Origin of the sequence: Desulfosporosinus sp. FKA, from assembly GCF_002196785.1 — a bacterium.
Classification (GTDB): domain Bacteria; phylum Bacillota; class Desulfitobacteriia; order Desulfitobacteriales; family Desulfitobacteriaceae; genus Desulfosporosinus; species Desulfosporosinus acididurans.
The window spans coordinates 142,873-162,517 of the sequence record NZ_NAHZ01000029.1; the positions used below are offsets into that span (position 1 = coordinate 142,873).

At 43.1% G+C, this 19,645-nt stretch carries 19 protein-coding genes and 1 riboswitch; all 19 genes read left to right on the top strand.

Annotated features, from left to right (window positions below; genetic code table 11):
• Window positions 1-4 precede the first annotated feature (4 nt).
• Window positions 5-128: riboswitch (molybdenum cofactor riboswitch) on the top strand.
• 78 nt (window positions 129-206) lie between these two features.
• The 19 genes from B5771_RS13535 to B5771_RS13625 all read left to right on the top strand — a co-directional run bounded on the left by B5771_RS13535 (window position 207) and on the right by B5771_RS13625 (window position 19,636).
• Window positions 207-1,226 carry a molybdopterin-binding protein gene (locus tag B5771_RS13535; RefSeq protein WP_088187993.1) on the top strand — a complete coding sequence of 340 codons (1,020 nt, stop codon included), beginning with the start codon at window positions 207-209 and terminating at the stop codon, window positions 1,224-1,226.
• 22 nt (window positions 1,227-1,248) lie between these two features.
• A complete protein-coding gene (locus tag B5771_RS13540) occupies window positions 1,249-1,833 on the top strand; it encodes a molybdenum cofactor guanylyltransferase (RefSeq protein WP_242966837.1) in 585 nt (194 codons plus the stop codon).
• On the top strand, window positions 1,821-2,870 hold the full coding sequence (locus B5771_RS13545) for a 4Fe-4S binding protein (protein WP_088187994.1): 1,050 nt from the start codon (window positions 1,821-1,823) through the stop codon (window positions 2,868-2,870). Before B5771_RS13540 ends, B5771_RS13545 begins: the two co-directional genes overlap by 13 nt.
• 57 nt (window positions 2,871-2,927) lie before the next feature.
• Window positions 2,928-4,136: a gephyrin-like molybdotransferase Glp gene (gene glp / locus B5771_RS13550; protein WP_172408272.1), complete on the top strand. Its 1,209-nt coding sequence runs from the start codon at window positions 2,928-2,930 to the stop codon at window positions 4,134-4,136.
• Between the two features lie 250 nt (window positions 4,137-4,386).
• Window positions 4,387-4,605: a twin-arginine translocase TatA/TatE family subunit gene (gene tatA, locus B5771_RS13555; RefSeq protein WP_088187996.1), complete on the top strand. Its 219-nt coding sequence runs from the start codon at window positions 4,387-4,389 to the stop codon at window positions 4,603-4,605.
• A 396-nt stretch (window positions 4,606-5,001) separates the two neighbouring features.
• Window positions 5,002-5,598, top strand: a complete 597-nt coding sequence (dsrO, locus tag B5771_RS13560) for a sulfate reduction electron transfer complex DsrMKJOP subunit DsrO (RefSeq protein ID WP_088187997.1) — start codon at window positions 5,002-5,004, stop codon at window positions 5,596-5,598.
• Window positions 5,598-6,764, top strand: a complete 1,167-nt coding sequence (gene nrfD / locus B5771_RS13565; protein WP_088187998.1) for an NrfD/PsrC family molybdoenzyme membrane anchor subunit — start codon at window positions 5,598-5,600, stop codon at window positions 6,762-6,764. Before dsrO ends, nrfD begins: the two co-directional genes overlap by 1 nt.
• Window position 6,765: 1 nt before the next feature.
• Window positions 6,766-9,576: a molybdopterin-dependent oxidoreductase gene (locus B5771_RS13570; RefSeq protein ID WP_088187999.1), complete on the top strand. Its 2,811-nt coding sequence runs from the start codon at window positions 6,766-6,768 to the stop codon at window positions 9,574-9,576.
• 213 nt (window positions 9,577-9,789) lie between these two features.
• Entirely contained in the window at window positions 9,790-10,455 is a 666-nt protein-coding gene (locus B5771_RS13575; RefSeq protein WP_088188000.1) for a molecular chaperone TorD family protein, read from the top strand.
• A 65-nt stretch (window positions 10,456-10,520) separates the two neighbouring features.
• Complete coding sequence (locus B5771_RS13580) at window positions 10,521-11,042, top strand: rhodanese-like domain-containing protein (RefSeq protein ID WP_088188001.1); 522 nt, start codon at window positions 10,521-10,523, stop codon at window positions 11,040-11,042.
• A 126-nt stretch (window positions 11,043-11,168) separates the two neighbouring features.
• A complete protein-coding gene (locus B5771_RS13585; protein ID WP_088188002.1) occupies window positions 11,169-12,617 on the top strand; it encodes a YeeE/YedE thiosulfate transporter family protein in 1,449 nt (482 codons plus the stop codon).
• An 85-nt stretch (window positions 12,618-12,702) separates the two neighbouring features.
• Complete coding sequence (locus tag B5771_RS13590; protein WP_088188003.1) at window positions 12,703-14,181, top strand: hypothetical protein; 1,479 nt, start codon at window positions 12,703-12,705, stop codon at window positions 14,179-14,181.
• 88 nt (window positions 14,182-14,269) lie between these two features.
• Entirely contained in the window at window positions 14,270-15,226 is a 957-nt protein-coding gene (phnD, locus tag B5771_RS13595; RefSeq protein WP_242966838.1) for a phosphate/phosphite/phosphonate ABC transporter substrate-binding protein, read from the top strand.
• A gap of 49 nt (window positions 15,227-15,275) precedes the next feature.
• Window positions 15,276-16,793, top strand: coding sequence for an ATP-binding protein (locus B5771_RS13600; RefSeq protein WP_088188004.1), 1,518 nt, complete (start codon window positions 15,276-15,278; stop codon window positions 16,791-16,793).
• Window positions 16,786-17,445, top strand: a complete 660-nt coding sequence (locus B5771_RS13605) for a response regulator transcription factor (protein ID WP_088188005.1) — start codon at window positions 16,786-16,788, stop codon at window positions 17,443-17,445. Before B5771_RS13600 ends, B5771_RS13605 begins: the two co-directional genes overlap by 8 nt.
• 86 nt (window positions 17,446-17,531) lie before the next feature.
• Complete coding sequence (locus B5771_RS13610) at window positions 17,532-17,957, top strand: Rieske 2Fe-2S domain-containing protein (RefSeq protein ID WP_088188006.1); 426 nt, start codon at window positions 17,532-17,534, stop codon at window positions 17,955-17,957.
• 94 nt (window positions 17,958-18,051) lie between these two features.
• A complete protein-coding gene (locus B5771_RS13615) occupies window positions 18,052-18,678 on the top strand; it encodes a cytochrome b N-terminal domain-containing protein (protein ID WP_088188007.1) in 627 nt (208 codons plus the stop codon).
• A gap of 52 nt (window positions 18,679-18,730) precedes the next feature.
• Window positions 18,731-19,129 carry a hypothetical protein gene (locus tag B5771_RS13620; RefSeq protein ID WP_088188008.1) on the top strand — a complete coding sequence of 133 codons (399 nt, stop codon included), beginning with the start codon at window positions 18,731-18,733 and terminating at the stop codon, window positions 19,127-19,129.
• A gap of 177 nt (window positions 19,130-19,306) precedes the next feature.
• Window positions 19,307-19,636, top strand: a complete 330-nt coding sequence (locus B5771_RS13625) for a metalloregulator ArsR/SmtB family transcription factor (RefSeq protein WP_088188009.1) — start codon at window positions 19,307-19,309, stop codon at window positions 19,634-19,636.
• The last annotated feature ends 9 nt before the right edge of the window (window positions 19,637-19,645 follow it).

Genomic DNA, 19,645 nt, shown 5'->3' on the forward strand with positions numbered 1-19,645 from the left:
AAAAGTTATAGAGAATCTCCGAGCCTCTTTACCTAAACTGATAAAAGCAGGGTGATTTGGCCGTTTCGGGTACGGAAGGAAACAACCGTGCCTCCGCGTTTTTGGAAAGGAGAATTCGGGTTGTGTTTACACAGTCCTTGTTTGACATATTCCAAACAAGGATTTTTTATTGTTTGTTTACGAATATAAAAATGGAGGCGAGATTTATGAAAATGATTCATGTGTCAGAAGCTGTAGGCAGTGCGCTTTGCCATGATCTCACAAAAATTGTTCCCGGTAAATTCAAAGGAGCCGCTTTTAAAAAGGGGCATATAATACGCCCAGAGGACGTAGAGGTTCTTCTCAGCATGGGAAAAGAGCATATTTATGTTTGGGAGATAACAAAGGGGACAATCCATGAAAATGAAGCAGCCTTACGGCTTGCTAGCGCAGCCTGTGGGGGAAATTTAACCTTAACTGAACCTTCTGAAGGAAAAGTCAATCTTATTTCCAAAGAACGAGGATTGCTTAAAATCAACATGGACTTGCTATATTCATTGAATTCAATCGATCAGATCATCTTTGCATCGAGGCATAATAATACCTTGGTTAATGAAGGCGATGTAGTTGCAGGAACAAGAGTGGTTCCCCTAGTCATCGAAGAAGACAAAATAATCGAAGCCGAAGCAGTATTACATCAGGATATATTAGTGACAATATTACCTCTTCAATCGTTTAAGGTCGGGTTGATAACAACTGGCAATGAAGTGTTTTACAAAAGAATTGAGGATAAATTTGGGCCGGTGGTTACTAAAAAGCTTGAGGCGTTAGGCAGCTCAGTGTTAGAACAAGTTTTTGTTCCGGATGATTCAGAGAAAATCTCAGATACTATTAAGAGCCTTATTAGTAAAGGTGCAGAGGCTATTGTAGTGACTGGGGGAATGTCAGTCGACCCTGATGATGTAACTCCATATGGAATTCGGCAAACTGGTGCCGAGATAGTAACCTATGGACTGCCAGTCTTACCGGGGGCAATGTTTCTTTTGGCGTATTATGGAGACATTCCGATCATGGGCCTTCCAGGGTGTGTGATGTATAGTAAGGCTTCAATTCTTGATCTCGTGCTTCCTCGGATTTTATGTGGAGAACGTTTAGTCAGACAGAATCTTGTCGAATTATCACACGGTGGATTATGTTTACAATGTCCGGAGTGTAAATATCCAATATGCCCGTTCGGGAAGGCATAACAAAAAATGGAGGGTCGATAAGTTGGAAATTAAGGCTACCGGTGTACTACTAGCAGGCGGGAAGAGCTCAAGAATGGGGAGACATAAGGCTTTTCTGGAACTTGATGGACGTCTGTTTATTGACAAAAGCCTTGAAGTGCTCCAACGTGTCTTTTCAGAAGTGTTAATCAGCAGTAATGAACCATCTTTGTTTTCCAAGTATGATGTACGGGTTATTAAGGATGAGATTATTGATAAGGGTCCTATAGGAGGGCTTTACAGTAGCATGAGGGGAGCAAATTACGATAAACTATTTTTTGTTGCTTGTGATATGCCGTTTTTAAGTTCTGAGCTTATCCGAACGCTTTATCAACGTACATCATGTGCTGATATTGTTGTACCTCAGTTCAGGGGATTGCATCCCTTACATGCCTTTTATTCCAAAAAGTGTATTCCATTTATTGAGAAGAATATTAAAGAGGGTCTATTTAAGATTCTTGATTTTTACCATTACTGTACTGTTAACGTTGTTTCCGAACAGGCACTTTCTCAATTTGGAAACTTGGATAGGATATTCTGCAATATTAATACCCCCGAGGACTTAAGGAGATTACAATGGCTAAAGTGACATGTGATGTAATTTATCTCAAGGATAATTGTCTTAATACAAAACGGCCAATTGCCAATCCCTGCCGTATATGCTTTGATTCCTGTCCCCATAAAGCAATTGAAGATTCAATGCAAATTAAAGCGGATCATTGTACAGAGTGCGGTCTATGTATGTCGATTTGTCCAAGCGATGGATTTGTAAACAGGATGTATGATGAGCTTTTGAATTATGTAACTCTAAACCAAAGTGTGTCATTAAATTGTCCTCAGGCAATCAGAATGGATTTCGAAATCCCATGTTTAGGTATCTTTGATAAGGATAGCTGGGGAAGTTTGCTTATTATGGCACGGGAAAAACCGGTTAGCATTTACACAGGTGAATGCGGAAACTGCCTGGACAAACAAGCATGTAAAAAAAGTATCCAAACATTAAAGGAATATTACTCAGAACAATTATTGAATACTTCATTAAAAATCAGAGTCTCCTCAGATTCTGGGGATGATTTGAATAAAGCACAACCTCCAAAGGATAACAGCAATAAAGAATCTGGGTTATCAAGACGTCAGGAGCTCACTGGGTGGTTGAATCAAAACAAAAGGAAATTGGAAGATGTGTTGCCAAGTTTAATTAATACAAAAGGATATCTCATACCGAAATCAAGGAAAAGATTAATTCAATTACTCCAAGACAGAACTGACATTAAAATTCCGTTTAAGGTACCAACGATATCTGATTGTTGCACGAGTTGTGGTATTTGCACTTTAATCTGCCCTCAGAATGCCCTGCAGAAAATGGAAAACGGGGATTCGATCAAGATAATATTAGAACCCTATAAATGCGTTCAATGCAACCGTTGCATCGATAGTTGCCGCCCCCAAGCGATGAAATCAGAAATGAAACATCTTTCATACAAGTATTTGACTGGAAAAGTGTTGTTGCACGAGGGGATTCCGCTAAACTGCAGCTGCTGTGGAAAACAAATTTTTGAGAATAATGATGCGCATCTTTGCATAGCTTGTGCATCCAACAATACATCGGCTGATAAATTTCTTTAATCAGATTACACAATAAATTCAACTTCTATTTTTATAAACCAGATGAGGAGAGTGTTTATGCTTGAACTGATTTCGCTTGAGGAATCCAACCATATTCTAAGTAGATATGGCCAAACATTAGGTGTTGAGCACGTATTGCTTAGGGATTCCCTCCGAAGAGTATTGGCAGAGGACCTTACAGCCCAAACAAACATACCGCCGTTTGATCGTTCGGCAGTTGATGGTTACGGGATAAGTTCAAAAGATACGGGTCTCAATCAATTTAAGATCATAGGGGAAACACCCGCAGGCTATACCTATGAAGATCTAATAAACCCTGGCAATGGGCTAAGGATTTTCACAGGTGCTCCGGTTGCTAAGGGAATCGTAGCGGTCATCCGCCAAGAAGATGTGTGTGTCCAAGGGGAACAAATAGTTATTAAAAAACCATGGAAGCCGGGAGATAATATCGCTTTACGTGGTGAAGATGTAACTGAAGGTGAACCTTTGTTGAGTAAAGGGACAGTTATTACACCAGCATATATTGGGTTGCTGGCAGCCCAAGGAATCTCTAAAGTCCCTGTCTTTAGACAGCCAAAGGTCGGGGTTCTCTCAACGGGGGACGAATTAGTTGCCTTGGGTGAGCCTTTAACTCCGGGTAAGATATTTAACAGCAACCTACCATCTCTTATTGCTTTAGTAGAGGATTTAGGGGGAGAAGCGCTAGATTTAGGTATCGTCTCTGACTCCCTCGAAAAAACCTCATTAGCAATAGAAAATGCTCTAAAAAAAGTGAATTTATTAGTGACAACCGGTGGGGTGTCAGTTGGAGATTATGATCGACTAAAAGAAGCGATTCTTCATATGGGAGGTGAGATACTATTTTGGAAAGTTTCCATTAGGCCAGGCACTCCGATGGTTATCGGTCTTTATAAGGATCAACTCATTATCGGCTTATCCGGGAATCCTGCTGCCGCCATGATTGGAGCAGAATTATTTTTAGCTCCCTTAATTAGAATGATTCTAGGACACCGTGAGGCGAATCTTAAAAGGTGCTATGCGAGAGTCCGTGGGGATATCCGTAAACCAGCTTCAACACGCAGAATGATAAGAGTGCAAATTGTGGAGACTTCAGAGGGGATAATAGCAAAGATATCCCCAAAACAAAAATCGGGTGTCTTGAAATCACTTGCGGAGGCTAATGGTGTAATTGATCTAGCACCCGGAGCGGTTTTAAATGATGGAGATGGCTGTCAAGTTATTTTATTTAATCGTTGGAGCCAGTAGAGCATTAACTTTCGTTAATCTTACTTGGATGAGACAATAGTTAGCGATTCAAAGTCCAATGTGAATAAGGGGTACCCTAATATACCTATACCAGGTTAGTTAACCTATAATTATCTTTTAGCCGTTTAGATTCTTGGTGGCAGGATCTTTCATGGTATTAGACGGATAATTTGTCGGGGTTTTCACGTATAGTCAATTCGCCTAATTTCGTTTATGCTTAACACATCTGATAGAAACGGAGGCAGAATATGTGTTAATTTCTTTCGGTATTCTAGCGCCAACCGAATTGATTGTTGTTCTGGTTGTGGCTCTAATCATCTTTGGACCAGGCAAGTTGCCGGAGTTAGGAAAATCCTTAGGCAGAGGAATCAACGAGTTCAAGAATGCATCTCAAGAACCTATTAAAATAGTTGAAACTATTGGAATTCAGAAAGATAACGCAAAAGATAACGCTAAAACTATCGTATAAGAAGGGTAATATTAAAAGATTGCACAATAAAACATGAGCGTTCTCACTCCACTTGGATAAGTGAAAAGGAGGACGCTTTTTGTTTGCTCGAAATAACCACTTGGAATTCTGAGGACTGATTTATTACACATCCACTTATTTATTAGCTAAAGGAGACCGCTTTGTAAGGTAAATCCCTTACAAAGCAATCAGTCCTCATAGGGATTTTGAGTAAATAAATCAGGTGTTTACCTTCTAGTAAATAGCTAAAATTAATCTAAAATTTATAGTGATGAAAGAGTTCATCTGCCTCCGAGTTCCGGCTGTTTCAAGTTGGAACCGATAGGGTGCGGAAATCTGCGCCTGCCCGTATTTGGCGAAGGTGGCAAGCACTTATTATATGAAGGAGATGAGATAATGGGAAAACGCTACGCCATGGTGATAGACCTGCGCAAATGTGTCGGCTGTCACGCTTGCCAAGTGGCCTGTAAGAGCGAAAACAATGTACCTCTTGGCGTCTTTAGGAACTGGGTCGACGAATTAGAGACGGGTAAATTCCCCACTGTATCCCGTCAACGTTTGCCTAGACTGTGTAATCACTGCGAAAATCCATCCTGCCTCAATGTTTGTCCGGTTAAAGCAACTTATCAACTCGAAGATGGCACTGTTCTTATTGATTATGATCGTTGTATCGGCTGTAAGTATTGTATTGCGGCCTGTCCGTATGATGCCCGGTTTATCAATCCGGTGAGAAAAACCGCCGAAAAATGCACTTATTGTCACGAAAGACTAGAGGCCGGGTTACAACCCGCTTGTGTTAATACTTGTATTTCGGGAGCTCGGGTATTTGGGGACCTAAATGATCCGACGAGCGAAGTCTTTAAACTCGTGGCCACTCAACCCGTGAATGTCAGTAAGCCGGAAACGAACAATCGACCACAGACATATTACATTGGGGCTGACGACAAAGCCCTGCGGCCAAATCTCCTAAATATTGTGGGAGGTGAGAAGTAATGACGACAGTGCATTTATTTAACACGAATCACGAAATTTACTGGGGATTACTCATTGCCGTATACTTCTACTACACTGGCATGAGCGCCGGTTCCTTTATTCTGACCAGCCTGGGAACTGTTTTTGGGATAGAGAAATATAAAAAGGTGTCCAAAGTCGGTGTATTAATGGCTATCGTCCTTTTGCTCTTTGCGCCCTTACACCTGCTTTTTGATCTTGAGCAGCCGAGTCGCGCCCTCAATCTTTTTCTGCACGTCAATCCAACCTCGGCAATGTCCTGGGGTGTCTACCTGCTTGTTTTATATCCGATTTGTTTACTCATCTATGCTTGGTATATGTTCCGTCAGGATTTTGTCAATAATATGAGTGGATCAGGCTTTAAAGCAGGACTTTATCGTTTCTTACTCTTTGGCAAGACTGACATGTCTGCTGCGGCCAAAGAAAATGACAAGAAGAAGTCTAAGTTTTTCGGAACTTTAGGTGTCCCTTTAGCCTTGGCTGTTCACGGATACACGGGCTTCATTCTGGGCAATGTTCAAGCACGGGCAATCTGGCATACACCGTTAATGCCAATTATCTTTTTGATGTCTGCTATGGTATCGGGAACAGGACTCTTTATCATTGTGCTCCTTTTGGTTGAGAAATTTAAATTTGGCAAGGTAAGTGACGATATCAAATCCCTCATTCCTGATATTGCCAATCTTATGAAATGGTTTATTGTCATTGATGGGGCTCTGATGATTATTTACTTTATTGTACTGTGGTATTCCAGTGAAGCGGGTTATGCCGCAGCCTATTATCTCTTACACGGAGATGCATGGAGTTTCTTAGGTCTGGAAAACGGTATAGGGATGTTCCTTCCGCTCATGATCCTCCTTTCTAAGAAAGCACGCCAAAGTATACCCGCTGTGGTTGTAGCTTCCTTGCTGACGATTATTGGGGTTTTAGCAATGAGGATCAATCTGGTAATAGGCGGACAAGAGCTTCCTTTGACTGGCAGCAAGATGCTTGAGTATGCTGTTTCAGGACATGATCTAACCATTGTTATCGGCTTAGCCGTGGCAACAACTGTGGTACTTTCTTTCCTCTATGCTGTCTTGCCGATGAATCGTCCGGGTGCTCAAGTCAAATTGACAAGTCAAGCCACGAAGGGGGTAGCTCAATAATATGAAAACATCACGCCGAAACTTTTTAAAGGCGGCTGCTGCTTTGGGAGCCACGATGGCCGTTTCGCCGTTAGCCTTTGGAGATATTACTCAGAAGCCCATTCCTAGTTGGACAGAAGGCTCTCCCGCTGAGGATACTTTGGATACAGATCCAAGTGTCAGTTTTATCTATTCAACCTGTTTAGGATGTCGGAGTGACTGCAGCTTACGAGGCAAGGTCAAAGATGGCGTTGTTATTAAATTAGATGGCAATCCCTATAGTCCGATGACTCTGAATGACCCGATTAAATATTCTACCGATCCAAAAGAGGCCCGCAAAGTTGCCGGAAAGCTTTGTCCGCGTGGGCAAGCCGGATTGCAAATCCTCTATGATCCCTTACGTGTTCAGCAGCCCTTAAAGCGGGTGGGCAAACGAGGAGAAAACAAATGGCAGGCGATCAGCTGGGATCAGGCTTATAAAGAGATCATCGAGGGCGGCAATCTCTTCGGCGAGGGGAATGTTGAGGGCTTACGCTCAGTGCGTGATTTATCCACGCCCATCGATCCGGAGGCGCCGGAACTGGGGCCTAAAGCGAATCAATTCGTATTTTTAGCGGGTCGGATTGAAAACAGCCGTGCAGAATTGGTCAAACGCTTCGTGAATAATTCCTTCGGTTCTATTAACTGGTTTGAGCACACAACGGTTTGTGAACAAAGCCATCATATTGCGACAGCGAACACCTTTGCCGGTAAAGGCCATTTGAAACCTGATTTTGAGAATGCCAAATTGATTATGAACTTTGGTGCCAACTATGGCGAAGCGAACTTCCCCATGAATGGTCTGAGTCGAAAGTTAGCAGACTTTCGCATCAAGGGCGGCCGCTTAATCACAGTAGACCCCCGCTTTTCCGTCAGCGCTTCGCATTCTGATGAATGGGTTCCAATTCTGCCTGGGAGCGATGCGTCACTGGCTTTAGGTATGATTCAGTGGATCATCGACAACAAACGTTATGATAAGTCCTTTTTGGAGGCGCCTTCTAAAGATGCCGCGGCACTTCGAGGAGAGTCAAGCTGGTCAGATGCAACCTATCTAGTCCGTACAGATAACGGGAAATATCTCCGTGGCGATGAAGCCGGTTTGGGTGGTACGAAAGATGACTATGTCGTTTTAGTTGGAGGCACCCCTTCGCTTGCCGCCAAAGCAAATGCCGCTGACTTGGTTGGAGAGGCTTCCGTGAATGGAATAGCTTGTAAGACCGTCTTCCAATTGCTCAGTGAGCGTTCAAAAGAAAGAAGTCTGGATGAGTATGCTAAAATCTGCGGAGTTCCTCAAGAACAAATCGTGCGGGTAGCGGATCAATTCTCTTCTTATGGTAAACTGGCAGTGGCTGATTTCTACCGTGGGCCGGTCCAGCATACCAATGGCTTCCAGACTGGACGTACGATCTGCATTCTCAACATGCTGATGGGGAATGTGGATCACCGTGGCGGTTATCAATCAGGCGGCAGCACCCTTAGCTACATGGGCGATAAGAACGGCAAATATCAAGTGGCTAAACTACACCCCGGAGCCGTAAAAATGACAGGAATCCGGATTTCTCGCGAAAAGGCCAAATATGAAGATTCAACGGAATTTAAGAAGAATGGCTACCCGGCAAAACGTCCTTGGTTCCCGTTGACAGGGGATGTGTATCAGGAGGTTGTAGCAGGTTGTATTGATGGTTATCCTTATCCGGTAAAGATTCTATGGCTCCATATGGCTACTCCTGCTTATTCCATCCCAGGCATGAAAGATCGAATTATTAGTGCCTTTAAAGACACGAAGAAGATACCGCTTCTGATTTCTACCGATATCGTCATTGGGGATACCACGATGTTCGCCGATTACATTATCCCGGATGTTACTTATCTGGAGCAATGGAATGCTCTTGGGGCACCTCCAACGATTCTGGGTATGGTAGCAGATGTTCGTCAACCGATGACCCATGTATTCCCGCAAGCAAAATCAGTGGAGAATATGTTTATCGATATTGCCAAGAAAATGAATCTCCCAGGCTTTGGCGACAATGGGTTTGGAGCCGGCATGCCACTGAACAAAGAAGAGGATTGGTACCTGAAGCTGGTCGCTAATTTTGCCAGCCAATACGGCAAAATCCCCGGTGCTACAGAGGAAGCACAAGTTAAATATATTCTGGATCGCGGGGGTGTCTTTGATTCCGGAGGAGCCTATGATGGTTCCATGATGAAGAACAAAGTGGCGAGTCTTTGCACGATTTACGCGGAGAAAGTGGCGACCACTAAAGATTCTATGACAGGTAAAAACTTCGATGGGATTCCTCAATATTACCCTGTCAGAGATGCAAAAGATCAGCTCGTCAAAGACGATGGTTATGACTTTATCGCTACGACGTATAAACAAGCTTTTCACTCGCACAGTCGGACAATTTCAGCTCCCTGGTTAACGGAAATCCAACCCGAAAACTTTATTGAAATGAATAATGAAGACGGGGCAAAATTAGGATTCAAGGACGGGGATATGGTTAAAGTCAGCAGTCTGAGCAATAAAGAAGGGGTTAAAGGCAAAGTTCGCTTGCGTCCCGGTGTTCGCCCCGGCGTGGTTACAGTCTGTGCCAGTTATGGCCATTGGCACTATGGTGCTATCGACTCTGTTATTGACGGTAAGACCGTTGCGGGAGATAAGAGGCGAGGCACAGGGGTTAATATCAACTTCGCCCTGCGAGTTGATGATTCAATCGGCAATGTTTGCTTGGAAGACAAAATTGGCGGAAGTTGTTCATTCTATGATTCTCGTGTGAAAGTTGAAAGAGCCTAATCCAACGAGCATCACACTGTTAATCGAATAGTGCAGGAATATCCTGCACTATTCGATCAAATACGCTAGAGAAAATCTTACATCGGAATTTCAAAGTATACACACTTAGGCAAGATTAAGCAGGTATACTTTGGAGTTTTTTGACAGATATCTCCTAGTGCCTTAATATATTGAAAGACTATTATATTATTAATCGAGGAAAAGAGTGACAAGATGATTGAGGCAACTAAAGATCTCGGATTTATTAAAGAGTCAGAGACTCGGGCTATATTGTATAACATTTTCGCGGCTGTTATGGCCCGTAAATTGGATGAATCATGGCTTAATCCTCATTTTCAGGGACAACTGAACAGTGGGTTACCGGATGTGGAGGGTAAAGAGGAACTATTATCCTCCCTGTCTCAAGCAGCAGATAAGCCTGGGTACTTTAAGGAAGTCCAGTTGGACTATGATGCTCTTTTTATTGTTCCCGGGACAAAGCTAATCTTCCCTTACGAATCTTGTTATACGCACCGCAATATCGATGGGACTTTTGGTCGGTTATGGCAGGAGCCTGCCCAGAATATGTATCGGATTCTCAAGGAGTGGGAAATTCAATTTGCCGAGGGTTGGGACCTTATTCCGGATCATATAGCGATTGAACTTTCCTTCATGGGTAATCTTTGTCAGCTGGTTACGGCTCGACAAGCCAACGAAGAAGAACGGCAAAGACTCTTAGAATGGCAGAAGAAGATTTTAGCCAACCACCTTTCTCTATGGGTTTATGAATTACTTGACAATATGGAGAATAAAGCTGAGACTGCCTTCTACAGAGGGGTCGCAAAGCTGCTTCGGGCTTTTCTAAGAGAAGAAGAAACCTTCGTGAACACGTTTAATTGAAACTTTCTTCCAAAATTGGTGGGAGAGTATCCCTGAACGCTCTTGAAAAGTGGTGATGATTAAGAATGAGGTTAAAGTTCATTCTCCTAAGCATGGTGGTCATTGCTTTTTTATCCGGCTGCGGAACGAAAGCGCCCTCCACATCTAATCCAGCGGGTCCTGCACAATCTGTTCAGCCTTCTTCGGCCAACCCGGAATCTTCCGGATCGACACCAGGGTCCTCAAGTTCCACGGATAAAACGCTGCCTTCAGGGTCTATGATTTCTGCGAGCCAGCTTGCTGCCGGAATGAAAGCCAATGACGCTTGGCAAATCATTGATGTCAGAGAACCTAATGAATTCGCTTCAGGCCATATAGAAAAAGCGATGAATATGCCGTTAGGGAATATAACATCTCATTTAAACGAGATTTCAAAAGACAAAGAGGTGATTCTTGTCTGCTTAAATGGATCACGCTCTTTCACGGCCTGGCAAATACTTACTCAAAAAGGCTATACCCCCAACAATGTTAAAGTTCTGGTTGGCGGGATGGAGCAATGGAAAAACCTAGGGAGCGGCGAGGTAACAGAGAGCATTGGCGGATGTTAAAATGAAGAAATTCAGGTTGTTTGAAGTACAGCCCTTGTTTGTCAAAGTTCAAACAAGGGCTGTACTTCATTGGGAGAACTGAGTCAATCGAGCAGAATCAATGAGAGATAAAGAGAGGTTAAAAATGTGGGCGGAAGCGTAGTAAAGGCGGTTAAGAAACAATGGTCGTTCTTTTGGGCTGGCCTAACCTTTGGTATCGCCCAAATCCTTTTCATGATTGCGGATATTCAAAGAGATTACCAGGTCTACGGTAGAGCAGTCGTCGATCCGTTGCGAGTGACTGCCGGACTTGGGCAAATGTTCCGCGGACTGGAAATATTTCTTTTGGGGGGAAAGACCAATTTGTATGGACAGGTCTTTCAAGCGGATGTTTGGTGGCCGATTATTGGAATGATTCTGGGGGGAAGCTTGGTAGGTTTAATGGAGGGAGAATTTCGCAGCTGGGTAAAGTATGATAAAAAGATGCTGATTGTTTCCTTTAGCGGAGGAATTGTTTTTAGTTATGGCACTCGACTTGCCGGAGGGTGTACTCTCTATCATTTACTGGGAGGAATTCCTCTGATGCAGATTGATAGTTGGGTGGTCGTGGTGGTCATGAGTCTCAGTGGAATGCTGACCTTTATGTTATTGACTAAGCTAGGCTTAGCAGGGTATTTTAAACATCAGGAAACTCGCTCTTATGTAGAAACAGCACAGTTAAGGGGCTGGAAAGGGGAGAGCTTGGGTTATGAGCCAACGTATAGGCCTTGGCGGGATCCTTGGCGTTGGATTGGCGTATTGTTCCTGGTTTTACTGATTGGGGTAGCGGTACGGGGCAGCCTGTTTAACCTTTCCTATACTATGGGATTCTCTCAAGCAGGCTGGGCCTATCCGTTATTGACGCTTCTAGCCGGCATAATAGCTGGGATTGCTATGGCCAAGAGTGGTTTTGGCACTGAATGCGCTACGGTCTCTCTGGAACTATCGCCGGCTATACGTAACAACGACGAGTGGTGCAAAACTTTGGGATTGCCCCGGATTACGCAAACTTTGTTTAAGGGAATGTTTCCTTTCATCGGAGTAATGACCGCGATCGTCATCACCAATGTCTTTATTATTATTGCCTGGATTGGCTACGGGATTCCTTTAGGGCATCACATCTTGATTAAAGATCAGCTTAACATAGGGCATTTGCTGGGTGGGGCGATGTTGGGCTTTGGGGCAGTAGCCTTAATAGGGTGTGAGATTCGTTCCTACATGCGTCTTGGGCTCCTCTACGGCAACACACTGATCGGGTTTATTGGTTTTGCTATTGGCTACCTTCCCTACACTTTGTTCCCGAAAGCTCATGAAGCATGGCTCAGTTCAACCGTCCTAATTCATCAGGCTTACAATTGGCCCGAGCTTCTATCTGGAAACCCAGGAGTACAGCATCTTGTAGGTATCCTTTACTCTTTGTTTTTATTGGTAATATTTATTTGGGCGATCCGGGCCTCGGCTCGTTTTATGCAACTTCCCCTGAAAGCAGTGCTTTTTAAGAATACGGAATTAATCCAGCTGTCCCTGGATGAGAGACAGATTGATTACACGGATTGAATTAAAAAGATTGAATTAAAAAGATCGTGGGAATTTCTCGACGTTAGGGTTTTCATGTTGCTTATAAAAAAGAGGTGAATTCCCGTTGCTTAAAATTCGTTTACCGGGGATGAAAACGGGACAAGGGTTTGAATGGTTATTTCTAGGCTCTGTTTTGCTCTTCGTGGCAGTGTTTTTAAGTGTTCTATGGGTTAATAGTCATCCCAGCTGGGAAATGTGGCAAACTAAATATTATCGTTCTCAAATTGCCCAGTTAAACCAAAAGATCAAGGCGACTCAAAATCCTGTGCTTAAGAAAGCTTTGGAGGAGCAATGGGAACGGGATATTATGAAAGAACAAAAGCCGGAGATCAAAACCTTAATCCTTCCCAATGGGAATGTAGAACGCTGTCAGACTTGCCATTTGGGAATAGAAGAAATTTCCGCTTCCCATCCGTCTGAGACATTTGGCTGCGTGGTTTGTCACGGAGGAAATGCCCTCTCTCTGGATCAAAATCAGGCTCACGCCGGAATGTATGGGGCAGGACATCCGGGGCGCTTAGAGGTCAGTCAGCTAAGCTGCGGCTCTCAAGCTTCGACCGCTCAATGCCATGCCGGGCATAAGCGAATGGAGGATAATCAAACCGTCTTAGTCTCCACATCCTTGATGGCGAATAAAGGAGGGGAACTTTCCATGGTTCGCTATATGTATGGCCTTGATATTTCCCCAAAATTATCCGTAAAACCTGGTGAAATTGCTTCGCAAGTCCAGGCGCCGTTTAATGGGCAACCACTTGAACAAAAATTAATAAAAAATTGTCTGGAAGTGTGCCACCAGAACAATGGAAAACTGCCGGAACAAGCATCCTTAGGAAATGGCTGTGAAAGTTGCCATGTTCTAACCGATCGAAACCATACCTATCAGGGACAAGATGTCACTGTGAAAGGAGAGGCGGGGCATGGCCTTACTCATAGCCTCACTACCCAGATTCCGTATACTCAGTGTAATCAATGCCATAATCTGGGTATGCCTGATCTTTATACCCTTCAGTTCAATCTCCGGCCAGATCTGTCTCAAATAAAAGCGTCTTCCGAAACTGGCAAGGAGAGTTTGAGTGAGCGAGTGAAAAATGTCTACCAGCCCGGAATGGTCTTTACAAAGTGCGAAGTGGAACTGGATTGCATAGACTGTCATACTCGACAAGAGGTTATGGGAGATGGACATCTCTACCCTACGGAATATCAGGCCTTAAAACTCCAATGCTACGACTGTCATGGCACTAAAGAAGACCTTCCTGCGTCATGGACGATTCGTTCGCCGGATGACCTTGCTTTTGAAGAAGAACAGGCAAATACGAATTTACCGAAATTGAAAGTGGGGGATAGAATCCTGAAAACTGCCAAAGGGGAGGAATTACCCAATATCAAGTTGGAGACTGAAGGATGGGTATTGACTAGTAAAGTCACGGGAGAGAAATATCCAATCCCCTTGGTGTCAGGAAGTGGATGTCAGCAAAACCCCCAAGCCCAGTCTTCAAACGATTGCCATAAATGCCATGATGTTTCGGGGAATTTGAAAAAGTAACCTAAGTGTGCAGGATATCTAGGGTGAAAAACGAATTATGGTATATAAAACAGGTTAGTATAGGTGTAATGCATTTGGAGGTACTATCATGAGTTTTCAGATAGGAAAAAAGGTGGGCCGTCATGTTAGTTTGGCAATAATTCTCATATTAGCGGTGTTTATGCTCGCAGGTTGTCAAGGAACTGACCGCTTGCCTATGGTTAGCATAGAATCAAAAGATCCTTCACTCACTAATCCACAGCCCTTAGAAAATCAGGATGCCTTAAGGGTTGGGATTTCTTCGGTTTTATCTCCTCGTGAAACACTGGAAAACTATCAGTCCTTGGCCGATTATCTCCAGAAAAAAATTGGCAGACCGGTGGAATTAATCCAACGCCAGAGTTATAAGGAAATTAATGATCTTGTTCGGGATAATGGCGTGGATGTAGCCTTTATTTGTTCAGGTGCCTATGTTTCGGGAAAACAAGAGAATCTCATGTTGTTGGCCGTTCCCGAAGTGAATGGGAAATCGACATACCAGTCTTATATTATCGTGAATTCGAACAGTCGATTTCAAACTTTTCAAGATCTTAAGGGGCAAGTGTTTGGCTTCACAGATCCTATCTCTTTTTCCGGGACCATTGCCCCCTCCTATATGGTTACACAATTAAACAGTCGACCAACCGATTTCTTTAAACGAGTAGTTTATACGTATAGTCATGATAATTCGATCAAAGCTGTCCTGGATAATGTGGTTTCTGCGGCTGGGGTGGATTCTTTGGTGTATCAATATTCTGTAGCCAAGGATCCTTCCTTAGCAAAGAAAATCCGGATTATTGCCGAATCTCCTGAGGTCGGGAGCCCCCCGGTCGTGGTAAATAAGAATATAGACTCTCATCTTAAGGCAGCTTTGCTGGAAGCATTGTTGCAAATGGATAATGATTCTGTAGGTAAAATGGCCTTAAAAGCGCTATTATATGATCGTTTTGTTATGCCCAATGAAGCTGCTTATGGACCTATTCAGTCGATGGTGAACGCAAATTCCGCGATCGATCAAAAGAAATGAGTTTCTGAAATAATTGGGTTGAACAGCGGAAGTGATGATGGGAGGTCTTATGGGTTTAATATCCTGGGTTAAAAAAACTAGCGAAAGATTACAGAAGTATATCCTCGTTAAGTACGCGCTGGATATACTTAAACGTGTTCGTGTCCAGAAAAAGATACTTGGCTTGGTTGTTGGAGTAGTGTTGCTATTGAGTAGTATGATTGTTTGGCAGATGGGAAATATTCTAACGAACAATTTGCGAGACCAACTCGACAAGCGGGCCGTTTCGATCGGGAGTGATGTCGCGGCAAGGGCTACTAATGAACTTTTGATTAATAACGACTATGCTGTTTATGAGTTGTTGCAAAACACCTTAAAAAATAATGAGGATGTCCTCTACCTGTTCGTCGTCGATCCCCAAGGAAATGTTCTGGCGCACACATTTGGCGAGGCTTTCCCTAAAGAATTGCTCAAAGCAAATACCGTCTCGGGAACGGCTGATTATCACTTAACGGCTTTCCGTACCGAAGTGGGGATTGTTCGAGATGTTGCCATTCCTATCTTGAATGGCAAACTGGGTGTAGCTCGGGTAGGAATGGATGAAAAAGGTCTGCAAAAGGCAGTGCTCCAGATGACATGGAATCTCTTGCTTATTGCACTTTTTGTGTCGGCCCTGGGTATAATTGCTGCGGTATTGCTGACCCGTGTGTTAACTCAACCGATCCGTGAGTTGGTGGCTTTAACTCAAAGGGTGACAAAAGGAGAACTTGACGTACAGGGAATCGTTCATTCTCAGGATGAAATCGGAGTCCTTACAGAAGCATTTAACAAGATGACACTATCTCTAAGTCAAAACTACCGTGAAAGAGAAAATTTAATGGATGCTCTAAGGGAGAAGGAAGAGATGCGTCTTCAGCTCTTAGAAAAAGTAATGACGGCTCAAGAAGAGGAACGAAAACGCATCTCAAGAGAGCTTCATGACGAAACAAGCCAGGCATTAACTTCCCTCATGGTGGGAATAAAGGTTTTAGAGACTGAAACTTCCTTTTGTGCCGTAGGGGATCGCTTGCAAGAAATGCGTCGGGTTGTTTCGCAGACCTTAGAAGAAGTTCATCATCTTGCACGGGAGCTTCGACCTAGTGTGCTTGATGATATGGGATTGGTTCCGGCTCTGGAACGTTACATCCGGGAGTATGAGTCAAAATTCGGCATAGAAATAGATTTTAATGTCAACGGGTTTCGTGAATACCGCGTTTCTGCAGCTATTGAGGTTGCGCTTTATCGAATTGTCCAGGAGGCTTTAACTAATGTTGCGAAATATGCCGAAGCCAGTATGGTGTCTGTCTTGCTGGACTGGAGGGACGACTGGGTTTTGGCTATTGTCGAAGACAATGGCAGGGGATTTGATCCTGATCAAGTCGTTGTCCAACCCGGACGGGGACTTGGACTTTTTGGGATGCAAGAGCGAGCTGCGTTACTGGGGGGAACTTTTAACATAGAATCCCAATTAGGAATAGGAACAACCGTTTTCATTAAGATTCCTGTGAACATGAATCAAGCGCAGGGAAAGAAGGAGTTTCATGTCTGAAAAGAAACTGAGGATTTTACTCGGTGATGATCATGCTGTGCTGAGGGCAGGGTTGCGAGTGTTGCTGAACCTTGAAGAGGATTTTGAAGTTGTTGGTGAGGCAGCTGATGGTGAAGAAGTTATTCGGATGGTTGAGAAGACCTTGCCTGATTTAGTGTTACTCGACCTTACGTTGCCAAAGATCAGTGGTTTAGATTGTATTGGACGTATCTTGGAAAAACACCCGCTGACTAAAATTCTGGTTTTAACCATGCATGATGATGAGGAGTACATGAAGGCTGTTATTCGGGCCGGGGGCAAAGGATATGTCTTAAAAAAGGCGGCAGATGTGGAACTGCTATCAGCTATCCGGACGGTTTCGCGTGGAGAACTCTATATTTATCCACCTATGGCTGGGTCCCTGCTTTATCAGATTGTTGCACCTCAGACACGTGAACGCAAAGAAAAGAAAGAAAAAGGATTGAGCGAGAGAGAACGAGAAGTGCTAAAGTATTTGGCCTTAGGGCATACGAACCAAGATATTGCAGGCCTTCTTCATATTAGCGTAAAAACTGTTGAAACCTATAAAACGCGTATTATGGAGAAACTCGACTTGCACAAGCGGGCGGAACTTGTTCGATATGCTATGGAAAATGGGTTGATTAATGACTGACGTTACTAACTTATCTGGATCAAAGAGATATTGCACGTAAAGGTTAAGGCATCAGAAAAGTTTGAGTTTATAAGGACGGATTAAAAATGTCATCGCAGGAGCATTTATTTTCCAGACGAAAGTTTATAATATTGGGTAGAGGTGTCCTGGTTTTAGTAGGACTCTCTACAGTATTTCCTATTGGGAAATACTTGGCTTTTGGTGATAAACGCACCGAAGTGGAACGATTTTCTAAAGATGAGATCAAATTAACTAACAAATGGCAAAGAGTCGCCGATACCCGCTTTTGGCTCCGACAGGGGGAAGAAAGGCCGGAGGCTATCTGGGCAACCTGTACTCATTTAGGCTGTGAAGTCCGTTTCGACCCCGGCAAAGATCTTTGGGTTTGCCCTTGTCATGGCAGTAAGTATTCGTTTGAAGGCAAGCCGATTTCCGGTCCGGCCAAATTTCCCTTGCCTATGGCTAAGGTTGAAGAACAAAAAGGTTACTTTTTGTTAAAACCACCAGTGTAAAATCTTCTTACTTTGATTTGAATTGAAGAAATAGCTGACTGATTTTCATAAACAAATAAATCTCTAAGAATATCTAATTATGGAGAATAAATTCGTGCATAGACGACAACAGACTTCTCTATGGCAACATATTCGCCCACAACGGATCTCCGGCAAGTCCCTTAGATTCAAGGCAACTTTTTGTTTGGGAGGTCTTTCCTTTTTATCTTTTTTAATTCTAGTCGGGACAGGGATGTTGTTATTATTTAACTATCAACCAGGTGAAAAAGCATATTCTTCATTGGTAGAAATTAATTCTGTACTTCCATACGGAGCCTTGATCCGATCGTTACATTTCTGGGCAGGGCAGTTTATGGTTATATCAATATTTTTACATATGGTAAGGGTAGTGGTTTCCCATGCCTATAGACCACCCCGTGAATTAAATTGGGTTATTGGCGTCCTATTACTAGGACTTACATTAATTATGGATTATTCAGGCTACTTGCTTCGAGGGGATCAAGAGGGCGGGGCAGCTGCAAGTGTAGGGGTATCCTTGCTTCAAGTCATCCCGGGTGGAAAAGCTCTGGCTTTTATTTTTTTCGGTAATCCGAGCCCTTTAAATAGTAGTACTCTCCACCTATATATTTGGCACTCGCATGTTTTGGCCTGGGTAATAAGCGTTCTTCAAATGTATCATTTCTGGCGGATCCGGCGTAATGGCGGAATTAGATCCCTCTAAAATCAAATTTTAAACCCCTGTATAAAAGGATTTATTTAGGAGACATTTCTAAATGGCAGAAAAGAAAATCAATAGTTTAATAAAATTTGAGGATGAGCGTGGTCAGGTTTCAATCTTGGAATTGCGGGCGCGGGAATCTATTTGCTTGTTCTTGTATCTGACAGGTTTACTGATTTTTGCCTCTTTCATGGATATATCCTTGGGGAGTTCTCCTGATGATGTTTCCATTATTCAGGCAAAAGCCCCTTGGGTATTCGGAGCAATCCAGTTCCTTCTTTATCATTGGCCAGCTTGGGTCAGCGGCTGGCTGTTTCCTATTATTTCTTTCATTTTACTGTTGGGTTACCCTTGGTTGTCGAGTCGGATAACAAGAGTTTGGGCTAGAGTAATTTTTGTCCTGTTTACAGGGGTCTGGGTATTATTAACTGTGCTTTACATCTTTATACATTAAATACTACTATCCGTCAGGATGCTGGGGACTAGCTCTTCTGTTAATTCCTTAATCCCCTCTGGAAAAGAAAATTAGCAAATTATAAGAAAAACCTTTGAAATTAATGAAGATATATTATAATATTATAATAAGAATTTATTACTGACTTAAATTATCTAGATGATAAGAGGGATTTGTGTGGAAGAACAGATCGTATCCTTAAAGAGCGATTTTTTTAAGGCTTTAGCGCATCCAACCCGGATACGTATCCTTGAACGATTGGCAAAAGACGGAGAAATTTGTGTTTGTGAGCTAATCGAGGATTTAGGAATTGAACAATCGAATTTATCACAGCACTTAAGTATTTTGCGTAAACAACAAATTATTTCATCGACTAAAGTGGGGTTAAAAGTCATGTACAGGATCAAATACCCCGAAGTATTAACTGTACTTGGGAACGTTCAGAAAATACTTGCTCACCAATTTCAAGAAGGTGAAGCCTTGATGAGGCATCTTGCTGACAGTTAGAGGGCAGAG

Excerpts from the sequence above, each read along its gene's own strand:
- B5771_RS13535 (WP_088187993.1), top strand. The coding sequence starts at position 207 with ATGAAAATGATTCATGTGTCAGAAGCTGTAGGCAGTGCGCTTTGCCAT.
- B5771_RS13545 (WP_088187994.1), top strand. The coding sequence starts at position 1,821 with ATGGCTAAAGTGACATGTGATGTAATTTATCTCAAGGATAATTGTCTT.
- glp (WP_172408272.1), top strand. The coding sequence starts at position 2,928 with ATGCTTGAACTGATTTCGCTTGAGGAATCCAACCATATTCTAAGTAGA.
- dsrO (WP_088187997.1), top strand. The coding sequence starts at position 5,002 with ATGGGAAAACGCTACGCCATGGTGATAGACCTGCGCAAATGTGTCGGC.
- nrfD (WP_088187998.1), top strand. The coding sequence starts at position 5,598 with ATGACGACAGTGCATTTATTTAACACGAATCACGAAATTTACTGGGGA.
- B5771_RS13570 (WP_088187999.1), top strand. The coding sequence starts at position 6,766 with ATGAAAACATCACGCCGAAACTTTTTAAAGGCGGCTGCTGCTTTGGGA.
- B5771_RS13575 (WP_088188000.1), top strand. The coding sequence starts at position 9,790 with ATGATTGAGGCAACTAAAGATCTCGGATTTATTAAAGAGTCAGAGACT.
- B5771_RS13580 (WP_088188001.1), top strand. The coding sequence starts at position 10,521 with ATGAGGTTAAAGTTCATTCTCCTAAGCATGGTGGTCATTGCTTTTTTA.
- phnD (WP_242966838.1), top strand. The coding sequence starts at position 14,270 with ATGAGTTTTCAGATAGGAAAAAAGGTGGGCCGTCATGTTAGTTTGGCA.
- B5771_RS13600 (WP_088188004.1), top strand. The coding sequence starts at position 15,276 with ATGGGTTTAATATCCTGGGTTAAAAAAACTAGCGAAAGATTACAGAAG.
- B5771_RS13605 (WP_088188005.1), top strand. The coding sequence starts at position 16,786 with ATGTCTGAAAAGAAACTGAGGATTTTACTCGGTGATGATCATGCTGTG.
- B5771_RS13610 (WP_088188006.1), top strand. The coding sequence starts at position 17,532 with ATGTCATCGCAGGAGCATTTATTTTCCAGACGAAAGTTTATAATATTG.
- B5771_RS13620 (WP_088188008.1), top strand. The coding sequence starts at position 18,731 with ATGGCAGAAAAGAAAATCAATAGTTTAATAAAATTTGAGGATGAGCGT.